The organism is Paractinoplanes toevensis, assembly GCF_018332695.1.
GTDB classification, from domain to species: Bacteria; Actinomycetota; Actinomycetes; order Mycobacteriales; family Micromonosporaceae; genus Actinoplanes; species Actinoplanes toevensis.
Genome location: NZ_BOQN01000022.1, coordinates 121,802 through 142,581, shown reverse-complemented (window position 1 = coordinate 142,581; position 20,780 = coordinate 121,802). Strand labels below are relative to the sequence as shown.

The following is a 20,780-nucleotide window of genomic DNA, read 5'->3' as shown; positions in this document are numbered from 1 at the left end:
TATGAGCCTTGATCGGTCCACTATCGCCGCTGTCTGCGTCGGTGGCGTGAGGCTTCTGGAGGATTCTCCGTTAGGTCGGGGGCCGGATCTGGTCGCGGAACCGTTCGAATTCGGACGCGTGCCAGTTGAGCCGGCCGGCGACGTACAGGTCGTGCAGCTCGTCGATCAGCCGTTCGACCAGTGCCAGGTCGCGGTCCGCGCCCAGGTTCGCCCACACCTCTCCCTGGCGGTCGTACGCCACCCCGTAGTTGCTCAGCATGACGAACACCTCCAGGAAGTCCCGCCAGAACCCCGCGGGATCGATGCCCGTGGCCCGCCAGTCGGTGCGGCTGAAGCGCAGCATGGCATCCGAGGTGTAGTCGCTGACGAAGCCGCCCGAATCGCTGCAGTTGTGGTGGGCGGTCGAGCTGGCAGTGAGGCCGGCCCGGCGGACGGCGAGCAGGGTGGCGGGGTCGCCGGCGTGGCGGGTCTCCAGCTCCTGCAGTGTCTCGAACATCGACCGGATGTCCCGGTGCCGCCAGCCCTTTCCCTCAAGGTCGGGCGTCGCCGCCGCGATCAGGTCGTGGTAGAACGGGCGGGGCGAGACCGGGTACAGGTCCCAGCCGCCGAAGTGCGCGCGTGCGGCGAAACGGTCCTCCGGGGTGTCGCGCATCGCGGGCGAGAGGTGCTTGCGATCGATGCCGATCCACTGCACGACCTTCGAGCGGGCTTTCGTCATCGTCTTGCGATCGCGGACCAGCGGACCGGCGAGCTCGGCAGCGCTGATCCCCGCCGCCGCGAGGCGGCCCTCGATGTCGAGGATGTGTGACCACATCCGCGCGCTGAACTCCCCCCGGTAGGGACCCTCGGAGAGTTTGGCGTCGAGGGCGCCCCAGTCGCCGCCGTGGTCCCGGACGCAAACGGCGCAGAACCACAGGTCCCAGTAGGTCCAATCGACGCCGGCGACCGTCTTCCACACCTCCGGCCCGTACACCGTGGGCTGCCGCTGGGCCTTCGCCGTCGCCAAGGCCCGGAACTCGGCGCGGGCGGTGTCCAGGTCCGCCCCGGCCAGCAGTTCGGCGGCGAGGTCGGCGACCGGCCAGATGGTGAGGGTGCCCGCGGCGGCCAGGTACACCCCGAGCTCGCGGACGCGGTGGCGGTCCTCGACATCCAGCCAGGCCAGCGCGACGAGCTGGCGCAGCCGCCGGGCCAGCTCCGCATGGTCGCCGAGGGTCACCGCGATCAGTGTGCCGCCGAGGATGAGGTCGCCCGGCACCCGCCCGGGCCCGAACACCGGCTCGGCGTCGCCCAGCGGGCTGGACGACGGGTAGAGCCGGGCGCCCAGTGCGCCGGGCACCTTCCCGGCGAGGTCGACCAGCTCACATACCTCATGATCGGGAATGCTGCGGTGGAGCTGCTCGACCGTTGCGCCCCGCCGCAGAGCTCCGCCCGCCTCCAACCGGGCCAGCAGCAGGCAGAGCCGGGCCAGCCCTTTCTCCGGGCCGGCGGCGCCGACCACGCCGACGGTCGAGTGCGCGGCGAAGTAGCGCCGGACGCGGTCGATCAGCTCGGGCCGGCGCCCGCGCAGCGCCCGGTACGCCGGAACGGGCTGCACGAGTGCGCCCATCCGCAGGGCGAGGGCCCGCTCGGCGTGCCGGCCGACCGACTCCCCCGTCCCGGACGGCAACCGCCCGGCCACCGACGGCGCTCCGGCGAACGCCTGGGCGCACCATTCGCCGAGGACAGCGTCGCCAAGTCCATCGTCCGCCATCCCTGCATTCTGAATCATGCCAACCGTCAACGCACCGGCAGAGCCATCCACGTTGGACACGGCCGCATGGCGACGCCTATCGATCAACTAAAGGCGGCCGGAGCCCCTGACCGTCAAAACCAGGCGGCGGGCCTGTTATCCGCGATTCGAGGAGGAACTCCGGGCCCGGCCAAGGCGCTGATCGCGGCCAAGGACGTCGGTAACCTTCTCCGATTCGCTCGTGTGCCAAGCACCTGCGGGAGGTCGCCCACGCCCACGCCGAGAGAGTGCGGTCTCATGGTGCGTTGCTCATGGTCGCCGTGATGCGCCGCCGCCGGCGATGGCGGAGGCCATGTCGTTGAGGAAGGCGTTGATGGTGTCGGCGGTGATGCCGGGCATCGTGATGATGTGGCTCCAGCCGTTCTCTGTGGGCAGGATCCATTTCTGGAGGACGGGTTCGGGTGGGGTGCGCAGGACGACGGTGAAGGCGTGCGGGTGCCGGTAGGCATCCCAGCCGAGTTGTTGAAGACGGCTGCGCGCGTGCGCCGCGAGCGCAGAGAGCGTCCGGCACGTTGATGCAGTCCGGCAGCTGCGCCGTGATGGTCGATGGCGTCTCGGAGGATCAGTGGGGCGTGCCCGGATCGGGAGCCTGCGATGGTCGTGTCCGGGCTACCGATGTAATCGACGGGTTGAGCAGCGCGTTCGCGGTGCGAGTTCTTGGTGATCACGACGCTGCAGGTCATGTACAGGTAGGGGTCGTCGCCGAGGTCGCCGCCGATCCCCAAGCAGGATCCGGCCTGGCGATGCAGAACCCACATCGGGTGGTTGATGTAGTAGCCGACGAGGGTGACCGACCAGTTGCCCGACGCGGCGGGTTTCGACCCGCAGGTTTGGTTGCGGAAGTCCTCGAGCGGGTCGCCGCGGTTGTACGTGCACACGCCAAAGCCGCCACGACCGTCGCGAGCAGGGACAGCAGTATGGCGGCAATCGTCGCGAGCACCGGTGTCGTGAACCCGGGGGCCGGCAGCGTTCGGGGTGCGGTGCCGACCTTGGTTGGCTGCCGCAGGGTGATACGGGATCCGGTACGCCGAGGCTCGCCTGGCGGCGGGACCCGGGGACAGTGGCGAGGCTCTGATGATCGCTCATGAGATCGAGACTCACCGAACTTCGTCACTCAGCGTAGTTTTCATCGCCCGTCACGGCCTGACGCAGGCCGTCATCCCCTGACGAGACAACCAGCAGCGATGAGTACTCGCACCGGCAGAGCGGTCAACGGCCATGGGCGGTGCCCGGCGAGGCGGGTTCGTGCCTTCTCCCGCGGGAACGGCGCCTTCCCCGCACGGCGCAAACGTTCTGGTCGAATCGACTCAAAGCGGCGCGGCACCGGCTCGAGTGTTGCCACGATGGGTGAGACGAGTCAGGCGACGGTCGGGGCAACCGGCACCTCCGCCTAAACCCTTCTCATGATCGCCATCGAGGGTTCGTCGGACGGGGCTGCACATGCGGTGGAGCGATAGGTGGCGCCGACGGCTGCGGTCTGTGCTCGGGTTGTGGGGCGCGCTGGTAGCCGCCGTATTGATTCTCTGTGTCGGCACGGCGGGATCGGTGGTCTTCGACCGGTGGTGGAGCCACACGGTCGCGGCGCAGAACGCTCAGCGGATGGACCAGTCATTGGCCGGCCGCGTCACCCGGGTCACCGGCAACCTGACCCGCTACCTCGACGCGTTGCGGGCCGTCGGGGCGTCCCTGCAGACCGGAACCGACGGTGTCGGAGGCACGTTGGGCCGTGATCAGCGGTTCGCATCATTCGTGCAGGGTCTGGACCTCCGGCACCGGTACACCGCGATGCAGGCCCTCGGCTGGCAGATCCCGGTCAGCGAGTTCGGTGCGGCGAGACTGATCGGCCAGCAACACGCGGCCGGTAATCCGAGTGTGCGGACCATCCCGCCGGGCCGCCCGGCCGGGTACGCGGTGCTGGTGTACCAGTACGACACCGAACCGGTCGGGTCCGCGCCGGGAGACGACCGGCGCGCGGATCCTGCCGTGTCAGCCGCGTTGGACCGCAGCCGCGACACCGGCCAGCCGGCGATGGTGCCCGCGCCAACGGCCGCCGCCAACGGCCGCGCGGTGTACTGGCTTCTACTTCCGGTCTACCGCACGCCCGCCGCCGCAGCCAGCAGCGGGCCCGGAGCGATCCCGGCGCGGCGGGCCGCGCTGCTGGGCTGGGTTTCTGCGCAGATCCGCGCCGATCGGTTCCTCACCGAGGCTTTCACCGGAGTGGCCCCGGGCAACGTCGGCGTGCAACTGCTCGACGACGGTCACCCGGTGCCGATTGCCGCCGACCCGGAAGGTTTTCGCTCCCACGGCCCGTACGCGCGCACTGTTGAGGTACCGGCCGCAGGCCGGGTTTGGCGGTTGCACCTGGCGCCGCTACCCGGGTCGGTCAGCATCCAGGATCCCGAGCCTGCGGCCACGGTCGGCCTGGCAGGTGGCATCCTGCTGGCGGTGCTGCTGGCCGCGATGACCGTCATGATCTCCGCGCAGGCCCGCACCGCGCGGGCGCTACGCACCGCGAACCGGCGCAGCGCCGATATGGTCGCCATGCTTTCCCACGACGCCCGTCAACCTTTGACCACCATCATCAACTACAGCCAACTCGTTCTCGAGGATTGGCAAGAGGCCACCGGCACCACCCCTGGTACCCCCGAGTCACCCCCGGCCCCGGGACCCGGGCGCCGTCCGTCGGGCGACTACGACATCCCGGCCAGCCTCGCACGTGTGATCGGTGCCGCGAACCGGCTCAACAACCTCGTCGACGACGTGCTGGCCACCGCCCGCCTCGACGCCGGCCCTACCCACAACGCCAGACCGGTGCTGATCACCCAGACCGTGGCCGAAGCCGTGAGCGACAGCGGGGCAGCCGGCATGCTGATCGACGCCTCCGCCGTGGAGCCCGTCTGGGCGTACGGCGACCCGACCCACCTGCGGCAGATCGCCGCGAACCTGATCGGTAACGCCCTCAAATACGGGGCCCCACCCGTCACCATCACCGCCACCACGGCCGGTGAGCAAGTCACCCTCGAGATCTGCGACGCAGGGCCCGGCGTACCCGCCGCTTTCGTCGACCACCTCTTCGACCGATTCACCCAGGCCGCCACCGGCACGGCAGCCCAGGGCAGTGGCTTCGGCCTGTACATCGTGCAACGCCTCGTCGAAGTCAACGGCGGCCACATCGGCTACCAGCCCGGCCAGCCCACCGGGGCCTGCTTCACCGTGACGCTGCCCGCAGCAACCCACATCCCCGCAACCGCTGACGAAACAGCGTGATCCGCCAGGTAAAGCCGGACAAGATCGCTGCCATTTCGACGGTGCTCCCGGCAGGGTCGTGACCTCGAACGAAGCGGTGATTCGGCGCTATTGGTCAGTGGTTTCTCCGCGGCAGGCCAGCGGTGACCGATGTTGATCGCGAAGTCGTTCAGCACCGGTCGTCTTTCCGCACATCAACGTGCCTGTCTCGCCGGCTCGTAAGGCGTACCAGGTTTGGCGTGCGGCGGCCTCGAGTTGGTCTGCTGCGGCATCTACCCGCACGGCGCAGTCGGCCGATGCTCCGTCCGCTTTCAGTCGCGCGGCGAGGTCCCGCAAAATGACCACCTGCAGGTCGGCGAACGCCGCTGACGTTCTGGCCCGCAGGGACAGCAGGGTGTACTCCTGTTCGGTGACCACGACACCTCACGCTAGGCGCGTGGGATTGACCTTATGAGCCTTTCCACCGACCGGTCCGGCGGAATCCATCGAACCGTGCGCAGTAGCAGCCATTTGCTCGCATAGTGATGGGCGGTAGGAGAAAGCCCGGCGGGGGGCAGAAACTCTGACTTTTCGTCTGAAAGAGGGACTGTGATGGCTGCGATGACTCTTTCCACACAAGCAACGGCAGACGGCCGTACGCGACGATCTTTCGCTGATCTAAGTGTCAGCGTGAAAGTCCTCGCCGCGGTCGGAACCGCGGCCCTGGTCGCGCTGATCGTAGGGATTGTCGGACTGTTGGCGTTGCGTGACGCCAGTAACGCGGCTCAGCTGATCTCCAGCAGCAACGTCGCGAGCATCAAAGCAGTAGGCCAGCTGAAGGCTGTCGTGTTGAAGGCCCGGGTCGACACCGCCAACCAGGCGCTGTCGTTGGATGCGACCAACACGAAGAAGTTCACCGACGCGTACAACGCCGATCTGCAAGCGTTCACCACCGCCATGGCCGCCTACCGGGCGAGCAACCCGGCGTCGGACGCTGCCCTGATCGACCAGTTGCAAACCGACTGGGACGCCTACACCGACATCGCGACCAACAAGCTGATCCCGGCCGGGAACCGCAGCGATCTGGCCGGGTGGACGGCGATCCGCGACGCCACGGTGCTGCCGATCATGACGAGGCTCTTCGACCAGCTCGCCACCATGGACGGCCTGGAAACCGCCGACGCCGCGAAGAACGCCAACGCGGCGAAGTCCGGGTACGAGTCCAGCCGGACCACCTCCATCATCACCCTGACTGTCGGCATCGTTCTCGCACTCGCGATCGGCTTCATCGTCGCCCGCAAGATCGTGCAGTCGCTGACGAAGGTCACCTACGTGTGCGACGGGCTCGCCGACGGCGACCTGACCCGTTCCACCGGCCTGGATACCGGCGACGAGCCCGGCCGGATGGCCCGCTCCCTGGACACCGCGCTGAACCGGCTACGGCAGACGATCACCACCATCGAAGGGTCCGCCACCTCCCTGGCCGGCGCGTCGGAGCAGATGAGCAGCACCGCCGCGAACATCGCCGCATCCGCCGAAGAAACCTCGGCTCAGGCCCTCGCCGTGTCCGCCGCCGCCGAACAGGTCTCCCGCAGCGTCGAGACGGTCTCCTCCGGCAGCGAGGAAATGGGGGCCTCGATCCGGGAGATCTCCCAGAACGCCGCCGAGGCCGCGCGCGTCGCGTCGGAGGCGGTCACCATCACCGCGAACACGTCGGCCACCATGAACAAACTCGGTGATTCGTCCGCGGAGATCGGCAACGTCATCAAGGTAATCACCGCGATCGCCGAGCAGACCAACCTGCTCGCCCTCAATGCCACCATCGAAGCCGCCCGCGCCGGCGAAATGGGCAAGGGCTTCGCGGTGGTGGCGTCTGAGGTCAAGGACCTCGCTCAGGAGACCGCGCGGGCCACCGAGGACATCTCCCGCCGGGTCCAAGCCATCCAGGCCGACACCAGCGGCGCGGTCACCGCGATCGACGAAATCTCGTCGGTGATCGAGCGGATCAGCGAGTTCCAGACCACCATCGCCTCGGCCGTGGAGGAACAGACCGCCACCACTGCGGAGATGAACCGCAGCGTCAGCGAAGCAGCCGGCGGTGCCGGGGAGATCGCGCAGAACATCACCGGTGTCGCCGAAGCCGCCCGGATGACCAGCCAAGGCGTCACCGAAACCCAGCAGGCCACCACCGAACTCGCCCGCATGTCCACCGAACTGAGCAGCCTGGTCTCCACCTTCCGCACCTGATCACCCACCGGCCGATACCGGGATGTCACGCCGACCTGCCACCGCTCGAACGGCCGGCTCGGCACCGGATGGTGAAGCCGCGATCCCCGATCGCACGGGACAGACGCGTTTCTTACCTGTCACGACGCCGCGGCCGGTGTCACCCGGTCGGGCCCCGAGGTTTCGCTGCCGCGATACGAGAAGGTTCCGAACGATACGGTGCCCTCGGCCGCGAACATGCCGGTGACCCGGCCGGTGAACGAGCCGCCGGCGGACTCGGCGCTCCAATGCCGGCCATCGAGCTCGGTAAGCACCCGCTGCTCACCGCCGGCCGCGGCAAGCAGCCGGATCCGGTCGCCGCCGGTCGCCTCGGCGCCGAACCCCTCAGGTGGCGGCGCCGTCTCGATCCGCAGGGTGATCTCGCCGGGCGGCAGGGTGGCCGTCCACTCCTGCCGCAGGGTGGACACCACGGCGGTCGCGGTCACGGTCGAACCGCGGGCCTCGATCGCGATGTAGAGACCCTCGTCGTACCGGAGAGCCAGGCCACCGGCGCCGTTCGTCGCGTCGATCGTTACGCTGGTCGCGCTGGTGTGGTGCCGTTGCCGGCGGCCGGCGAACGCCGGTCGCAGCGCCGCCATCCCACCGACGGCACCGTTGATCACGAGCCGCCCACCCGACACGTGTGCGACCTCGGCGGGGGCGCCGCGGGGCCGGATCCAGCCGGGGTCGGTCCACGCACCAGCTTCGGCGAATGAGAAGGACTCGGTGTCCTCGCCCGGGCGTGGATCCAGGGTCACCGGCTCCGGCCGGGGCCAGCCGTCCACCCACCGCACGCGGGTGGCGAACGTCTCGCGGCCGAGTGGGGAGAACTGGCGGGTGGCGCCGAGCGGCCGCATGCCCAGCAGGACCAGTGCGTCGTCGCCGTCCGGCAGGGTGACGAGGTCAGCGTGGCCGGTGTTCTGAATCGGCCGGCTGGTGCTGCGGGCGCTGAGCACCGGGTTGCCCGGCGCACCCTGGAAGGGTCCCTCGATCGACGGGCCGCGGGCGATCGAGACGCCGTGTCCGCGTTCGGTGCCGCCCTCGGCGATCATCAGGTACCAGTGCTCGTCGCGGTGGAAGACGTGCGGCGCCTCGGGGAACATGAGCCCGGTGCCGCTCCACAGCGAGCGCGGTGTCTCCAGCACCGTGCCGGCTCGCAGGTCCACCCGCGCCTGCAGAATGCCGTTGTGGGCGCCGAGGTCGTCGCCGGAGAGCACGAGTCCCGAGTAGGTCACGTAGGCGTTGCCGTCGGTGTCCCAGGCGAGATCGGGGTCGATGCCGTCGATCCCGTCGATCGTGATTCCCTCGTCCCAGGGCCCGGCCGGGTCGGCGGCGGTGAACAGCACGCAGCGCTTGGCGCTGAACGGGATGGTGACGATGACGTGGAAAAGGCCGTCCCGATAGCGGATCGTCGGGGCCCACACGCCGAGGCCGGTCGGCACCGCGGCCACCCCGAGGGTTGCCGCGGTGACGCCGACGTGGCCGATCAGTTCCCACGTCTCGAAGTCGGTGCTGCGGTGCACCGGGATACCCGGCACATATTCGAACGTCGACGTGACGAGGTAGTAGGCGCCGCCGGCCTCGACCACGCTCGGGTCGGGGTTGAAGCCGGGGATCAGCGGGTTGAACAGCCGGGTCACCGCAGCATGAGCTTCGTGGAGAGCGGAAGGTCGACAGCGGTCGTGCCGGCGCGTAGCAGATACTCGCCGGTCTCGTACTGCCAGCCCGCGTCCCAGTAGGCGAGCAGGCGGACGGGCACCGTCACGTCGGCGACGGCGGAGCCGCCCGCCGGTACCCGCACGACCGCGAAGCCGACCAGCCACCGGGCCGGCCTGTCGGTCACCGAACCGGGCTTCTCGGCGAAGACCAGGACCACCTGCTTGCCGTCGCGGTCACTGCGGTTCTGCACGCCGACGGACACGGTCATCGTCTCGCCGGGTGCCGCCGTGGCCGGTGCGTCGAGGCGTACCAGGGGAATGTGGGTGTAGCTGAGGCCCGCGCCGAACCAGTAGGCCGGCGGCACCGTGGGCTGGCGGAGCCAGGCCCGGTAGCCGATGTGGATGCCCTCGCGGTACTCGACGACCCCGTCCTTGGGCCTGGTGTCGAGGATCGGCACGCCGGCCTCGTCGGCGCCCCAGGTGGTGGGCAGGCGGCCGCCGGGCTCACGCAGGCCGGTGAGCACGTCGGCCACCGCGCCGCCGAACTCCTGGCCGCCGAACCAGCCGATCAGGACGGCGGCGACCTCGTGACGCCACGGCATGACCACCGGCGAACCCGAGTTGACCAGCACGACGGTGCGCGGATTGACCGCGGCGACGGCCCGGACCAGGTCGTCCTGCCGGCCGGGCAGGGAGAGCGAGGTGCGGTCCCAGCCCTCGGACTCGACGACCGCGTTCGTACCCACCACGACGAGGGCGACATCGGCCGACCGGGCCGCCGCCACCGCCTCGGCGATGAGCGCGTCCGGGTCGATGTCCTCCGGTTCAGTACCGAACTGGAACGACAGCGCGCCGGACAGGAAGTCCACCCGGCCGGTGAGGTCGAGCTCGAAGCTGATGTCCACGGGGCGGCCCTCGACGAACACCACCGGACGCGTGGCGCTGGGCGGGTTGAGGAACGCCGCGCCGAGGTCGTCACCGACCGGGTGCAGGTCGGCCTCGACGATCCGCTCGCCGTCCATGCTGACGATGCCGGCGCCCACCGTCGCGAACCCCAGCCGTACCGTGCTGTCCTCGGCCGGGGTGAACCGGGTGGTCAGCTCGACGCTGGCGGCCTCGGCGATCGGCGCGTCGCCGCCGAACCACACCAGCGACGTGGTGAGCCGGTCTTCGCCGAAGAGTTCCTGGCCGGCCGCGTCGAGGAAGCGGACCCGGACGCCGGGACCGCCGGTGACCGGGTTCTGGATCCGGTCGGCCGGCAGCGGGCTGAGCCCGGTCTGGACGATGGCGCCGAGGGCATAGTCGACCGTCGCGTGCGGCAGGGCGGAGCGGAGGCCGTCGAGCGGGGAGATCGTGTACGCGGGGAGCACGGTCGCGCTGCCACCGCCCTGGGTGCGGGCGTGCGCGGCGTTGTCGCCGATGACGGCGACGCTGGTGATCGCGTCGGCGTCCCATGGCAGGGCGGCACGGTTCTCCAGCAGCACGATGCCGTCGGCCGCCGCTTCCCGGGCGAAGGCGGCGCCGTCCTCGACGAGCACCGGCTCTTTCGCGCCGAACCCGTCCAGGGCGCCGACCCGTACGGCGAGCAGCAGGATCCGGCGTACCTTGCGGTCGACGTGCGCCTCGTCGATCTTGCCTTCGCGGACCGCCGCGACGAGCGCGTCACCCCACGGGCCGACCGGGCCGGGCATGGCCAGGTCCTGGCTGGCCTTGGCCGCCTCGAGACTGCGCACGGCGGTCCAGTCGCTGATCACCACGCCGTCGAAGCCCCACTCGCTGTTGAGCGGCGTCTCCAGGAGCTCGTTCTCGGTCGCCGTCACGCCGTTGATCGAGTTGTACGAGCTCATCACGAGCCAGGCGCGGGCCTCGACGATGGCCTTCTCGAAGGCCAGCAGGTACAACTCGCGCAGGGCCCGATCGTCCACCTCGGAGGAGGCGGTGAAGCGCTCGTCCTCGTAGTCGTTGGCAATGTAGTGCTTCGGCGTGGCCCCGACCCCGTTGTCCTGCAACCCGTGCACGAAGGCGGCGGCGAGGTCGGCGGTGAGGACCGGGTCCTCGCTGTACGCCTCGAAGTGCCGGCCGCCCAGCGGCGAGCGGTGCAGGTTGATCGTCGGCCCGAGAACGGCGTCCACGCCCTTGCGCCGGGCCTCCACCGCGGCGACGGCACCGTACCGGCGGGCCAGGTCGACGTCGAACGAGGCGCCGAGCGCGGTCGCCGACGGCAGGTTCACCGACGGCTCGCGCTCGTCCCACCGCTCGCCGCGCACCCCGGACGGGCCGTCGGAGAACAGCATGGCGCGCAACCCGATCTTCTCGATCGGCCAGGTGTTCCAGAAGTCCCGGCCGGTCAGCAGCCGCACCTTCTCCTCGAGCGTCAGCGCGGCCAGCGCCTCCTCGATCCGGGCGTTCGTGTCGGTCATGCGTTGATCTCCATCTGCTCGTCCTGCTCCCGCTGCAACGCGAGGAGCCGGTGGCGCTCGGCGCGCCGCTGTTCCTGTTTCGCCGGGTCCGCCACGGGAGCCGCCAGAAAGAGGCGCTGGGTGTACGGGTGCTCGGGGCGGACGGTCACCTGGCTGGCGGGGCCCCACTCGACGATCTCGCCGCGGTACATGACCGCGACGCGGTGCGAGAGGTAGCGCACGACGTCGAGGTCGTGGCTGACGAACAGGTAGGCGACCCCGGTACGGGCCTGGATCTCCTTGAACAGGTCGAGCACCCGGGCCTGGGTGGACAGGTCGAGCGCGGAGACCGGTTCGTCGCAGACGATCAGTTTCGGGTCGAGGGCGAGCGCGCGGGCGATCGCGACCCGCTGCCGCTGACCGCCGGAGAACTCGCGGGGCAGCCGATTACCCGCGTCCGACGGCAGGTGCACGGCGTCGAGCAGCTCGCGGACCCGACGCCGGGCCAGCTGCTTGTCCGTCTTGCGGGCGATCAGGGGCTCGGTGAGGATCTGCTCGATCGTCAGCGAGGGGTTGAGCGACGTGTACGGGTCCTGGAAGACGACCTGCAGGTCGGCGGCGAGCGCACGCCGCTCCCGGTGCCGTAGCCGGCTGATCTCGCGGCCCCGGTAGGTGATCGATCCGGAGGTGACCGGGGCCAGGCCGAGCACCGCGCGGCCCAGAGTGGTTTTGCCGCTGCCGGACTCGCCGACCAGACCGACGCACTCGCCGGGGCCGACCTCGAGCGACACGCCGCCGAGCGCCCGGAAGGGCGGCTTGCGGAATCCCTTGACCGGATAGTCCACAACGATGTCCCGCACCTCGAGCAGCGTCTCGGTCATGCGGTCACTCCTTCCCCGAGGGTGCCCGACGACGTGATCCCCGGCAGCGCGCCGCGGGCCTCGGCGTCCGGCAGGATGGCCTCGAACAGGCTGCGGGTGTAGGCATGCCGGGGGCCGGCGAAGATCGCGCGAACGGGTCCGGTCTCGACGATGCGCCCGGACTGCATGACCGACACCCGGTCGCAGAGGTCGGCCACGACGCCGAAGTTGTGGGTCACCAGCAGCATTCCCATCTGCCGTTCGCGCTGCAGGTCGCGCAGCAGGTCGAGGACCTCGGCCTGCACGGTGACGTCCAGCGCGGTGGTCGGCTCGTCCGCGATGAGCAGGTCGGGGTCGCACGAGATGGCGCCGGCGATGAGCACCCGCTGGGCCATGCCGCCCGACACCTCGTGCGGGTACGCCGCGTAGGTGCGCCCGGGATTCGGGATGCCCACTCGGGCGAGCAGGTCGAGGGCGCGCGCCTTGGCGTCGGATTTCGAGAGGCCGAGGTGCAGGCGCATCGGCTCGACGAGCTGTGAGCCGACGGTGAACGAGGGGTCGAGGTTGCTCATCGGCTCCTGCGGGACATACGCGATCTTCTTGCCGCGCAGCGCCGTCATCTGTTTCTCCGACAGATTCGCCAGGTCCCTCCCCTCGAAGGTGATCGAGCCGCCGACGAGCCGCCCGCCGCTGGGCAGCAGGCGCAGGATCGAGAACGCGGTTTGCGTCTTGCCGGAGCCCGACTCGCCGATGAGCCCGTGTACCTCGCCCCGCCGGACGGTGAGTGTGACGTCCTCGACCACGGTCTTCACCGACCCGTCCGCACTGCCGTAGCCGACCGACAGGTGCTGGACCACGAGCAGGTCGGTGCCAGGCTTCTCGGGAGCTTCGTCGTGGGTGATGACCGCCGCCGGCGCCACGGTGACCGTGGTCGCCGGGGTGGCCCGCCGGCGCCGCTTCGGTGCGGCGTCGACGCGCTCGAGTTCGTCGCGCAGGGCGTTGCCGAGCAGCGCGAAGGCGATGCAGGTGAGGCCGATCGCGAGTGACGGCCATAGCACCAGCAACGGCTGGGTGAAGATGTTGGTGAAGCCGTCGTTGAGCATGCCGCCCCAGCTCGGGATCGCCGGGTCGCCCAGGCCGAGGAAGTCGAGCCCGGCGGAGATGGCCACCGAGATGCCGGCGATGTTCGCCGCCAGGACGATGGCCGGGGCGCGGACCACGGTGAGCACGTGGCGGCCGATGATCCGGGGGTCCGACAGCCCGGACACGCGGGCCGCGTCGACGTACAGCTCACCGCGGACCGCCGATACGGCCGAGTACACGACCCGGTAGAAGGCGGGTGCGATGAGGACGCCGAAGACGGCCATGGCGGCGAAGTCCGACGGGCCGAGGACGCTCTTGGCGGCGAGCAGGACGACGATGGCGGGCAGCGCCTGCAGCAGGCTGGTCCCGGCAGCGCCCACCGCTTCGAAGAACTTGCCGTAGTAGCCGGCCAGGAGCCCGGCGACGATGCCGAGGACCGCGGCGATGACGAGGGTCTCGCCGGTGAGGGTGACCGACAGGCGGGTGGCGAACAGCAGCCGCGACAACACGTCGTGGCCCGAGCCGTCGTTACCGAGCCAGTACGTGGCGCTCGGCCCGGACAGCGTGTCGTACGCGCTCGCGGTGTTGGGGTCGTGCGGCGCGAGCAGCGGCGCGAAGACGGCGCTGAGCACCACGAGGACGAGGAAGATCAGGGAGCCGATACCGGTGGGGTTGCGCAGCAGGCGTCGCCAGAGTGAGGTCATGCCAGCTCCTCGCTTCGCTCCGAGCTGCCGAGACCCAATTCCGGACTGAGCATGCTGATGCCCTCGCTTCGCTCGGTCATGAGAGCCGCACCTTCGGGTTGAGGAAGCCCTGCAGGAGGTCGACCACGAGGTTGACCGCGACGACGACGACCGCCGAGGCGAGAACGAGCCCCATCACCAGCGGGACGTCGCCCTGGCTCGTGGCACCCACCGACACCTGGCCGAGGCCGGGGATGGCGAAGATCTGCTCGATGATGACGGCACCGCCGAGCAGACCGACGAACTGGACGGCGAGCATCGCCAGGCCCGGGCCTCCCGCGTTGCGCAGCACGTGCTTGTAGACGACCCGCCACTCGGGCAGCCCCCGGCTACGCAGGGTCCGTACGTAGTCGCGGTCCAGGGCGTCGATCATGGAGCCGCGGATCTGCTGGGCCACGCCGGCGATCGAGCCGATCGACAGCGCGATGATCGGCAGCGTCACCGTGGACAACCACGCGGCCGGATCGTCGGAGAGGGAGGTGTAGCCGGTCGGCTTGAAGACTTCGAGCTGGATGGCGAAGACGGTGACGAGGGCGAGCGCGACGAGGAAGTTCGGGACGGCGAAGCCGAGCACCGACAGCAACTGCACGAGCCGGTCGACCCAGCCGCGCCGGGTCGCCGCCAGGACGCCGAGGGCGACGGCGACGATGCCGGACACGAGAGTTGCGCCGATGACGAGTTCCAGGGTGACCTGAAGCCGTGAGGTGATCGCCTCGGAGACCGGCTGGGACGTGAACCACGACGCGCCGAAGTCGCCGTGGATCGCGTGCGAGAGCCAGTCACCGAACTGGCTGGCCACCGGCCGGTCGAGACCGAGCTCGTGCGTCTTCTGCACGACGGTGTCCTCGGTGGCCTCCTGGCCCAGGATGCGGCGGGCGATGTTGCCGCCCGACGCGTGCAGCAGAAAGAACGTCGCTGCCGTGATGACGACGATCAGTACGACTCCCGAAGCGAGTCGTCTCAGCACGAATCGCAGCACGGCGCATCAGCCCTTGGCAGGAGTGATGCTGTAGAGGTAAGGAATGGCGTTGCCGGCCTGCGGCTTGGCGGAGATCTTGTCGTTCTGCGCCCAGAAGCCCTTCACCCGGTAGTACGGCGCCATGAAGGCCTGCTCGGTGACGTACTTGTTGAGATCCTTCGTCGCGGTGGCCGCGTCCGCCTCGGAGCCGGTCTGAATGGTTTTGACCAGCCCGTCCACCGTCGGGTCGGCGACCTTGAACGGGTTGAACGTCGCGTTGGTCGTGAGCAGGAAGTTGGCCTCCTGCCAGGCGGTCGGGTCCTGCTGGAGCTGAAAGTTCGCGGCCGGGTACTTGCCGGCGAGCAGGTCGGTGATGATGTTGTTGATCGGCACCGTCACGAACTTCACGGTGATGCCGACCGCGCCCAGATACTGCTTGAGCAGGTCGTTCTGCACCTGGCCGAAGCCGGAGACCTGCGGCAGCGTCATGCTGAAGTTCGGGAAACCGGCCTCGGCGAGCAGCTGCTTCGCCTTCGCCGGGTCGTACGTGTAGAGCTGGTCGACGCTCTGGTCGTAGCCGGGGGAATAGGTCGGGAAAACCGAGCTGGTCGTCGTGCCGTTGCCCTGCGCGGCGGCCTTGAGCAGGCCGGCGCGGTCGACGGCGTAATTGATCGCCTGGCGGACCTTCGGCTCCTTCAGGGCCGGGACGAGCTTGCCGGCGCGGTCGAAGATCGCGAAGCCGGACCAGTCGAGCTCGTGGTCGACGACGCGGTAGCCGGCGCCCTTGATCTGCGCGACCGTCGTGGCGTCGATGACGTTCATGCCGTCGATCTGACCGCCCTTGATCGCGTTGACCTCGGTGGCCGCAGTGCTGATCACCTTGATGGTCAGGTTCTTCCAGTGCTGCTGATCCTTGGCGAAGTAGCTCGGGTTGGCCGTGTACACGTACGAGGAGCCCACCACCGTCTTGGCGGTGTCCAGGACGTACGGCCCGGTGCCGATCGGGTTGGTCTTCTCGTCGGCGGCACCGAAGTGCTTGGGGCTCTCCATCAGACCGGGAGCCTGGGTGAGGTAGGTGAGCAGGGCCGGGTCCGGCTGCTTGAGCGTGATCTGCACGGTCGCGGCGTCGACGGCCTTCGCGTCGGTCATCGCGGCGAGGAACGACTTGTTGGGCGCCGTGCCGTCGCGGAAGCGCACGAGGTTCTGGGCCGCGGCGGTGGCGTCGAACGTCGTGCCGTCGGTGAACGTGACGTCGGTGCGCAGCTTGAGGGTCAGGACGGTCTTCGCGTCGTTCCAGGACCACTCGGTGGCCAGCCACGGCACGATCTTCCCGTCCGGGTCGGCGTGCACGAGGGTGTCGTAGACGGCCTGCTGCAACAGCGACTCGTTGGCCCAGCCGGCTCCGTTGGCGGCGTAACTCGTCGGCTGCACCAGGGAACCGAGGATCACGCTGCCGGACGCTCCGCTCCCGCTGCCGTCGGTGGAACTGCCTGCGCCGCAACCGGCGAGTCCCAGACCCGCGACCACTGCGACGGCGATCAACCTGCTCGAACGGCCCATATCTCGTCCCCTCTCTCGGGTGGCATGGCGGGGACCGTAACACCACCTACCGAGTACTCGGTAGGTTTTCGCGACCACAACCGTTAACATTTCCGTCGCGGCCCGGTAACGCACCTGGCCACGAGGGACCATGTCCCGGATACCAGGAGGACCGCATGGCTTTCGTTCGCAGGCCGCGAGGCGAGTACGCCAAGACAGCGGACCGGCGCGCCGAGATACTCGAGTCCGCCATCAAGGTCTTCTCCGAGGCGGGCTTCCACGGCGGCTCCCTGCGCGAGATCGCCGAGCGGGTGGGGCTGAGCCAGCCGGGCCTGCTGCACCACTTCGCCAGCAAGGAGCAACTGCTGGAAGCGGTCCTGACCTACCGCGACGACCTGGCGCGCGAGAGCATGGGGGCGGAACTGCCCACCGGCGTCGCCCTCATCGAGGCCCTGATCGACCTCACCGCGTACAACGCCACCACGCCCGGCCTGGTCGCGCTGTTCTCCGTGCTCTCCGGCGAGGCCACCTCGGCGGACCACCCGGGGCATCAGTACTTCCGGCGGCGGTACACGTGGGTGCGCGAGCTCACCGAGGAGGCCGTCGCCGAGGGACAGGCACGCGGCGACCTACACCCCGAACTCGACCCCGCCGAGGTGAGCCGGACGCTGATCGCGCTGCTCGACGGGCTTCAGATCCAGTGGCTGTACGAGGACGGCGGCTTCGACATGACGATCCCGCTGCGGGCGTACGTCCGCGGTCTGCGCACCCCGAGACCCACGTCTCAGTGACCGGCCAGCAGGGCGACGAGGTCCGCCATCATGAGCGGCACGTCGAGCCGGGTGAACACCCGCACCTCGGGCCCGGCCCCGTCGAAGTCGAACGTGCCGTCGTCGCGCACCCGTGGCCGCGGCCGGCGGAACGACTGCGACGAGCACGGGTCCGGTTCGAACCCCGACTGCAGCGCGGTCAGCAGGACGAGCGGGTTGTCACCGAGGATGTACGTGCCGCCCGGATCCAGTCCGTGCCCGCGCATCATGTCCCGGGTCTGTTCGAGGGAGTCGACGAGCAACTCGCCGAGCGGGCCGAGCGGCCGCACCCGGTACTCGAGGTCCCGCATCGAGACCAGCGCCTGCCGGTAGGCGTCGCGGGGCACCTGCCACAGCGGCAGATCCGAGTCGTTGAAGACGACCCGCGCGGCCGCCGGGTCGATGAGCGTGTTGTACTCGACCGGCATCGCGCCCGGCGGGACGAGCCCGCCCGGGTACTCCGGACCGCCGATCCACACCACGGTGAGCCGCTGCGCGATCCGCGGCTCGGCCAGCCAGGCGGATGCGATCTCGGTGAGACCCCCGCCGCAGGCCACGTAGAGCGGCCGGGGATCGTCGCGCATCGCCTCCTCGACGATGGCGGCCACCGCGTCGCCGCGCACGGCCGAACCCTCGGCCGGCAGCGCCGCGTTCGACCCCGCCACGATCCGGATGCCGTCCCGCCCGCACGCCGCGGCCATCTCGCGGGCCTTGCGCGCGGCGTTGTCCGCGCTGCGGCCGGACGGGTCGAACGGGTCGCCCTCGCGCAGGTGCGAGCCGATCACCAGCCGCACGTCGGCATCCGGGCTGAGCAGCAGGTGAGCCAGCTGCCAGAGGCCGTCCGGGTCGCCGGAGTAGTCGTTGTCGGAGATCACACGGATGCGGGCCACGGTCCGGATCATGTCACGAGACGATGGCGAGGAGAGCGATGATTGCCGTCCGTACCACCGCGGGTCAGGTCCGCGGACGCGCCTGGGGAGCGGGCCGTGCGTTCCTCGGGATCCCCTACGCCGAGCCGCCCTACGGCGAACGGCGCTTCCGCGCACCGCAGCCGCGACGGCCGTGGTCCGGGGTACGGGACTGCGTGGCGTACGGGCCGACACCGCAGCGCCGCGCCCTGATGGAGGTGACGGCGATTCCGGAGCCGTCCATCCCCGGCGACGACGTCCTCACACTCAACGTGTTCACGCCCGGCCCGGCCGCGGCGGGCCTGCCGGTGCTGCTCTACATCCACGGCGGCGGATACGTCGCCGGATCTCCGGCGAGCCCCTGGTACGACGGGGCGGCGTTCAACCGCGACGGTGTCGTGGTCGTGACGATCGCCTACCGGCTCGGCTTCGAGGGCTACGGATATCTGCCCGGCACCGCGGCCAACCGCGGCGTGCTCGACCAGATCCTCGCGCTGCACTGGGTACGGGACAACATTGCCGCTTTCGGCGGCGACCCGGGCCGGGTCACCATCGCGGGACAGTCGGCCGGCGGCGGCAGCGTCATGCACCTGCTCGTCGCGCCGGCGGCCCGGGGCCTCTTCCACGGCGCCATCGCCATCTCGGGCTCGCCAGGCGACCGGACCGCGGCCGACGCGACGACGGTGACCCGGGAGCTGGCCGGCCGGCTCGGCGTCCGGCCCGACCTGGCCGGATTCGCCGGCGTTGGCGAACTGGATCTGGTGGCGGCACAGAGCAGCCGGGCCGGGATCGGCGGCCCACCGACCCGCGAGGGCGTGCTCGGGGCGATTGCCGCGCTGTCGGCCGGCCTGCCGATGGCACCGATGATCGACGGCGAAGTGCTGCCGTGGACGGTCGCCGAGGGTCTGGCCCGGGGCGAGAGCGCGGATGTACCACTGCTCGTGGGCACCACCCGGGACGAGTTCTCGATGATCGCGCTGGGTGCCGCGGCGCTGTTCGACGACGCCGACCCAGCCGGCCTGCTCGTGGGGACCGGATTGCGCCCCGACGTGGCGGCCGGGTACGCCGCCGCGCTGGCGGACCGGTCACCGGCGGCCGTGCTCGGCCAGTCGGTCACCGACCGCGTGTTCCGGCGGCACCTCCTGCAGTGGGCGGAGCTGCGGGCCGGCGCCGCCGCACCGACATTCGTCTACGACTTCGCCTGGCGCAGCGGGGCCGACGGACTGTCCGGGCACTGCCTCGACGTCCCGTTCGCCTGGGACGTCCTGGCGCAGGAGCACGTAGCGCGGCTCGCCGGGGAAGCTCCGCCGCAGGAACTCGCCGACGCCGTGCACGGCGCCTACACCGCCTTCATCCGCGACGCCGATCCCGGCTGGCCCGCGTGGGATGCGAAGGAGCCGGTCATGACCTGGGATGCCACCGGCGCAGTGACCGGCGCGGAAGCGTACGAGAGTGCCCGGCTGCTCATGACGTCTCTCCCGGCACCAGGGTGACGAACCGGCTCAGGTCGGTTTCCGGCGGTGCCGTCGCGTCGCGGTCGGTCCCGGCGCGCAGGGCGCGCCAGTCGGCGTCGGAGATCAGCACGTCCAGCAGGGCGGCGAAGTCGATCCGCACGCTCGTCAGCCGGGGCGCGACCAGCTGCCCGATGCTGGTGCCGTCCGCGCCGACGACCGCGACCTCCTCCGGGACGCTCCGGCCGAGCTGCCGGGCGGCGGCGATCACGGCGATCGCCACCTCGTCGTTGTAGCAGCAGATGCCGACCGGGCCCTCCTCGAACACGGGGGCGAGGGTACGCGCCGCGCCGGCCCGTTCCAGCGGTAGCCGCACCCGGATCGGCTCGCCGGCGCCCACTTGCCGGGCCTGCAACGCGGCGCCCTCGGCGCGGGGCGGGCCGTACGGGTCGAGCCGGTCGTCGGCGAGCAGGGCGTAAACGAGCCGGCGTCCGGGCGTGCGCAGCAGCTCCTCGGCCTGCATGGCACCGATCGCGCGATTCGGGTCGGTGAAGGCGCGCGCCGTCAGCGCCGCCGACCGGGGCAGCAGGCGGATCCCCGCAGCGCGCAGGGTAGCGGCCGTGGCGGCGTCGAACACGCCCAGGTCGACCACCGCCGCGGGCTGCAGGTCGAGGACGGCGTCAAGGACGGACGCGTGGCCGACGCCGGCATACCGCACCACGACGCTTAGGCCGTGGGCGGCCGCGCCGCAGGTGATTCGGTCGATGCCGTCCTGCAGATGATGGCCGAACGTCACGTTCGGGACGATCAGCACGACGAGGTCGTTGACCCCGGTGACCAGCGCCCGGCCGACCTTCGAGGGCCGGTAGCCGAGCTCGGCGGCGGCCGCGAACACCCGTTCGCGCGTCTCCGGCGGAAAGCGGTCCTCGTTTCCCCCGAGGATCTGGCTCACCGCGGACCGGGAGAGCCCGGCGAGCCGGGCGACGTCCGTGCTTGTCGGCCGGGCGGGAGGGCTGTTCACCAGCGGAGTGTGACACAACACCGCTATTGACACGTAACAGCAGCCACCTTACGTTGCTGTCACGTGTCAGCA

The 20,780-nt window shown here is 70.2% G+C and carries 14 protein-coding genes; 4 read left to right on the top strand and 10 right to left on the bottom strand.

Going from position 1 to position 20,780, the window contains the following annotated elements:
* Positions 1 to 70 precede the first annotated feature (70 nt).
* Positions 71 to 1,750 carry a hypothetical protein gene (locus Ato02nite_RS09395; protein WP_213006023.1) on the bottom strand — a complete coding sequence of 560 codons (1,680 nt, stop codon included), beginning with the start codon at positions 1,748 to 1,750 and terminating at the stop codon, positions 71 to 73.
* 1,518 nt (positions 1,751 to 3,268) lie between these two features.
* Between Ato02nite_RS09395 and Ato02nite_RS09390 the strand changes: the two genes are divergently transcribed.
* Complete coding sequence (locus Ato02nite_RS09390; protein WP_213006022.1) at positions 3,269 to 5,056, top strand: sensor histidine kinase; 1,788 nt, start codon at positions 3,269 to 3,271, stop codon at positions 5,054 to 5,056.
* An 87-nt stretch (positions 5,057 to 5,143) separates the two neighbouring features.
* On the opposite strand, the gene Ato02nite_RS09385 is transcribed toward Ato02nite_RS09390, so the two are convergent.
* Entirely contained in the window at positions 5,144 to 5,452 is a 309-nt protein-coding gene (locus Ato02nite_RS09385) for a hypothetical protein (protein WP_213006021.1), read from the bottom strand.
* Between the two features lie 174 nt (positions 5,453 to 5,626).
* On the opposite strand from Ato02nite_RS09385, the gene Ato02nite_RS09380 reads away from it, so the two are divergent.
* Positions 5,627 to 7,261 (top strand): methyl-accepting chemotaxis protein, encoded by a 1,635-nt coding sequence (locus Ato02nite_RS09380; RefSeq protein ID WP_213006020.1) that lies wholly within the window; start codon positions 5,627 to 5,629, stop codon positions 7,259 to 7,261.
* 119 nt (positions 7,262 to 7,380) lie between these two features.
* Here the strand turns inward: Ato02nite_RS09380 and Ato02nite_RS09375 are convergent, their stop codons facing one another.
* The 6 genes from Ato02nite_RS09375 to Ato02nite_RS09350 form a co-directional block, all read right to left on the bottom strand.
* Positions 7,381 to 8,919 (bottom strand): glycoside hydrolase family 43 protein, encoded by a 1,539-nt coding sequence (locus Ato02nite_RS09375; protein WP_213006019.1) that lies wholly within the window; start codon positions 8,917 to 8,919, stop codon positions 7,381 to 7,383.
* Positions 8,916 to 11,357 carry a beta-glucosidase family protein gene (locus Ato02nite_RS09370; protein ID WP_213006018.1) on the bottom strand — a complete coding sequence of 814 codons (2,442 nt, stop codon included), beginning with the start codon at positions 11,355 to 11,357 and terminating at the stop codon, positions 8,916 to 8,918. The genes Ato02nite_RS09375 and Ato02nite_RS09370 overlap by 4 nt, the downstream gene beginning before the upstream one ends.
* Positions 11,354 to 12,217 carry an ATP-binding cassette domain-containing protein gene (locus Ato02nite_RS09365; protein WP_213006017.1) on the bottom strand — a complete coding sequence of 288 codons (864 nt, stop codon included), beginning with the start codon at positions 12,215 to 12,217 and terminating at the stop codon, positions 11,354 to 11,356. The genes Ato02nite_RS09370 and Ato02nite_RS09365 overlap by 4 nt, the downstream gene beginning before the upstream one ends.
* Positions 12,214 to 13,983: a dipeptide/oligopeptide/nickel ABC transporter permease/ATP-binding protein gene (locus tag Ato02nite_RS09360; RefSeq protein ID WP_213006016.1), complete on the bottom strand. Its 1,770-nt coding sequence runs from the start codon at positions 13,981 to 13,983 to the stop codon at positions 12,214 to 12,216. Before Ato02nite_RS09360 ends, Ato02nite_RS09365 begins: the two co-directional genes overlap by 4 nt.
* 76 nt (positions 13,984 to 14,059) lie before the next feature.
* A complete protein-coding gene (locus Ato02nite_RS09355; protein WP_213006015.1) occupies positions 14,060 to 14,989 on the bottom strand; it encodes an ABC transporter permease in 930 nt (309 codons plus the stop codon).
* Positions 14,990 to 15,007: 18 nt separating this feature from the next.
* Positions 15,008 to 16,429, bottom strand: coding sequence for an ABC transporter substrate-binding protein (locus Ato02nite_RS09350; RefSeq protein WP_213006014.1), 1,422 nt, complete (start codon positions 16,427 to 16,429; stop codon positions 15,008 to 15,010).
* Between the two features lie 266 nt (positions 16,430 to 16,695).
* On the opposite strand from Ato02nite_RS09350, the gene Ato02nite_RS09345 reads away from it, so the two are divergent.
* Positions 16,696 to 17,310, top strand: a complete 615-nt coding sequence (locus tag Ato02nite_RS09345) for a TetR/AcrR family transcriptional regulator (RefSeq protein WP_213006013.1) — start codon at positions 16,696 to 16,698, stop codon at positions 17,308 to 17,310.
* Here the strand turns inward: Ato02nite_RS09345 and Ato02nite_RS09340 are convergent.
* Positions 17,304 to 18,218: a nucleoside hydrolase gene (locus tag Ato02nite_RS09340; RefSeq protein WP_213006012.1), complete on the bottom strand. Its 915-nt coding sequence runs from the start codon at positions 18,216 to 18,218 to the stop codon at positions 17,304 to 17,306. The genes Ato02nite_RS09345 and Ato02nite_RS09340 overlap by 7 nt on opposite strands.
* 38 nt (positions 18,219 to 18,256) lie before the next feature.
* Between Ato02nite_RS09340 and Ato02nite_RS09335 the strand changes: the two genes are divergently transcribed.
* Positions 18,257 to 19,729 (top strand): carboxylesterase/lipase family protein, encoded by a 1,473-nt coding sequence (locus Ato02nite_RS09335; protein WP_213006011.1) that lies wholly within the window; start codon positions 18,257 to 18,259, stop codon positions 19,727 to 19,729.
* Here the strand turns inward: Ato02nite_RS09335 and Ato02nite_RS09330 are convergent.
* Positions 19,701 to 20,708: a substrate-binding domain-containing protein gene (locus Ato02nite_RS09330; RefSeq protein ID WP_213006010.1), complete on the bottom strand. Its 1,008-nt coding sequence runs from the start codon at positions 20,706 to 20,708 to the stop codon at positions 19,701 to 19,703. The genes Ato02nite_RS09335 and Ato02nite_RS09330 overlap by 29 nt on opposite strands.
* Positions 20,709 to 20,780 lie beyond the last annotated feature (72 nt).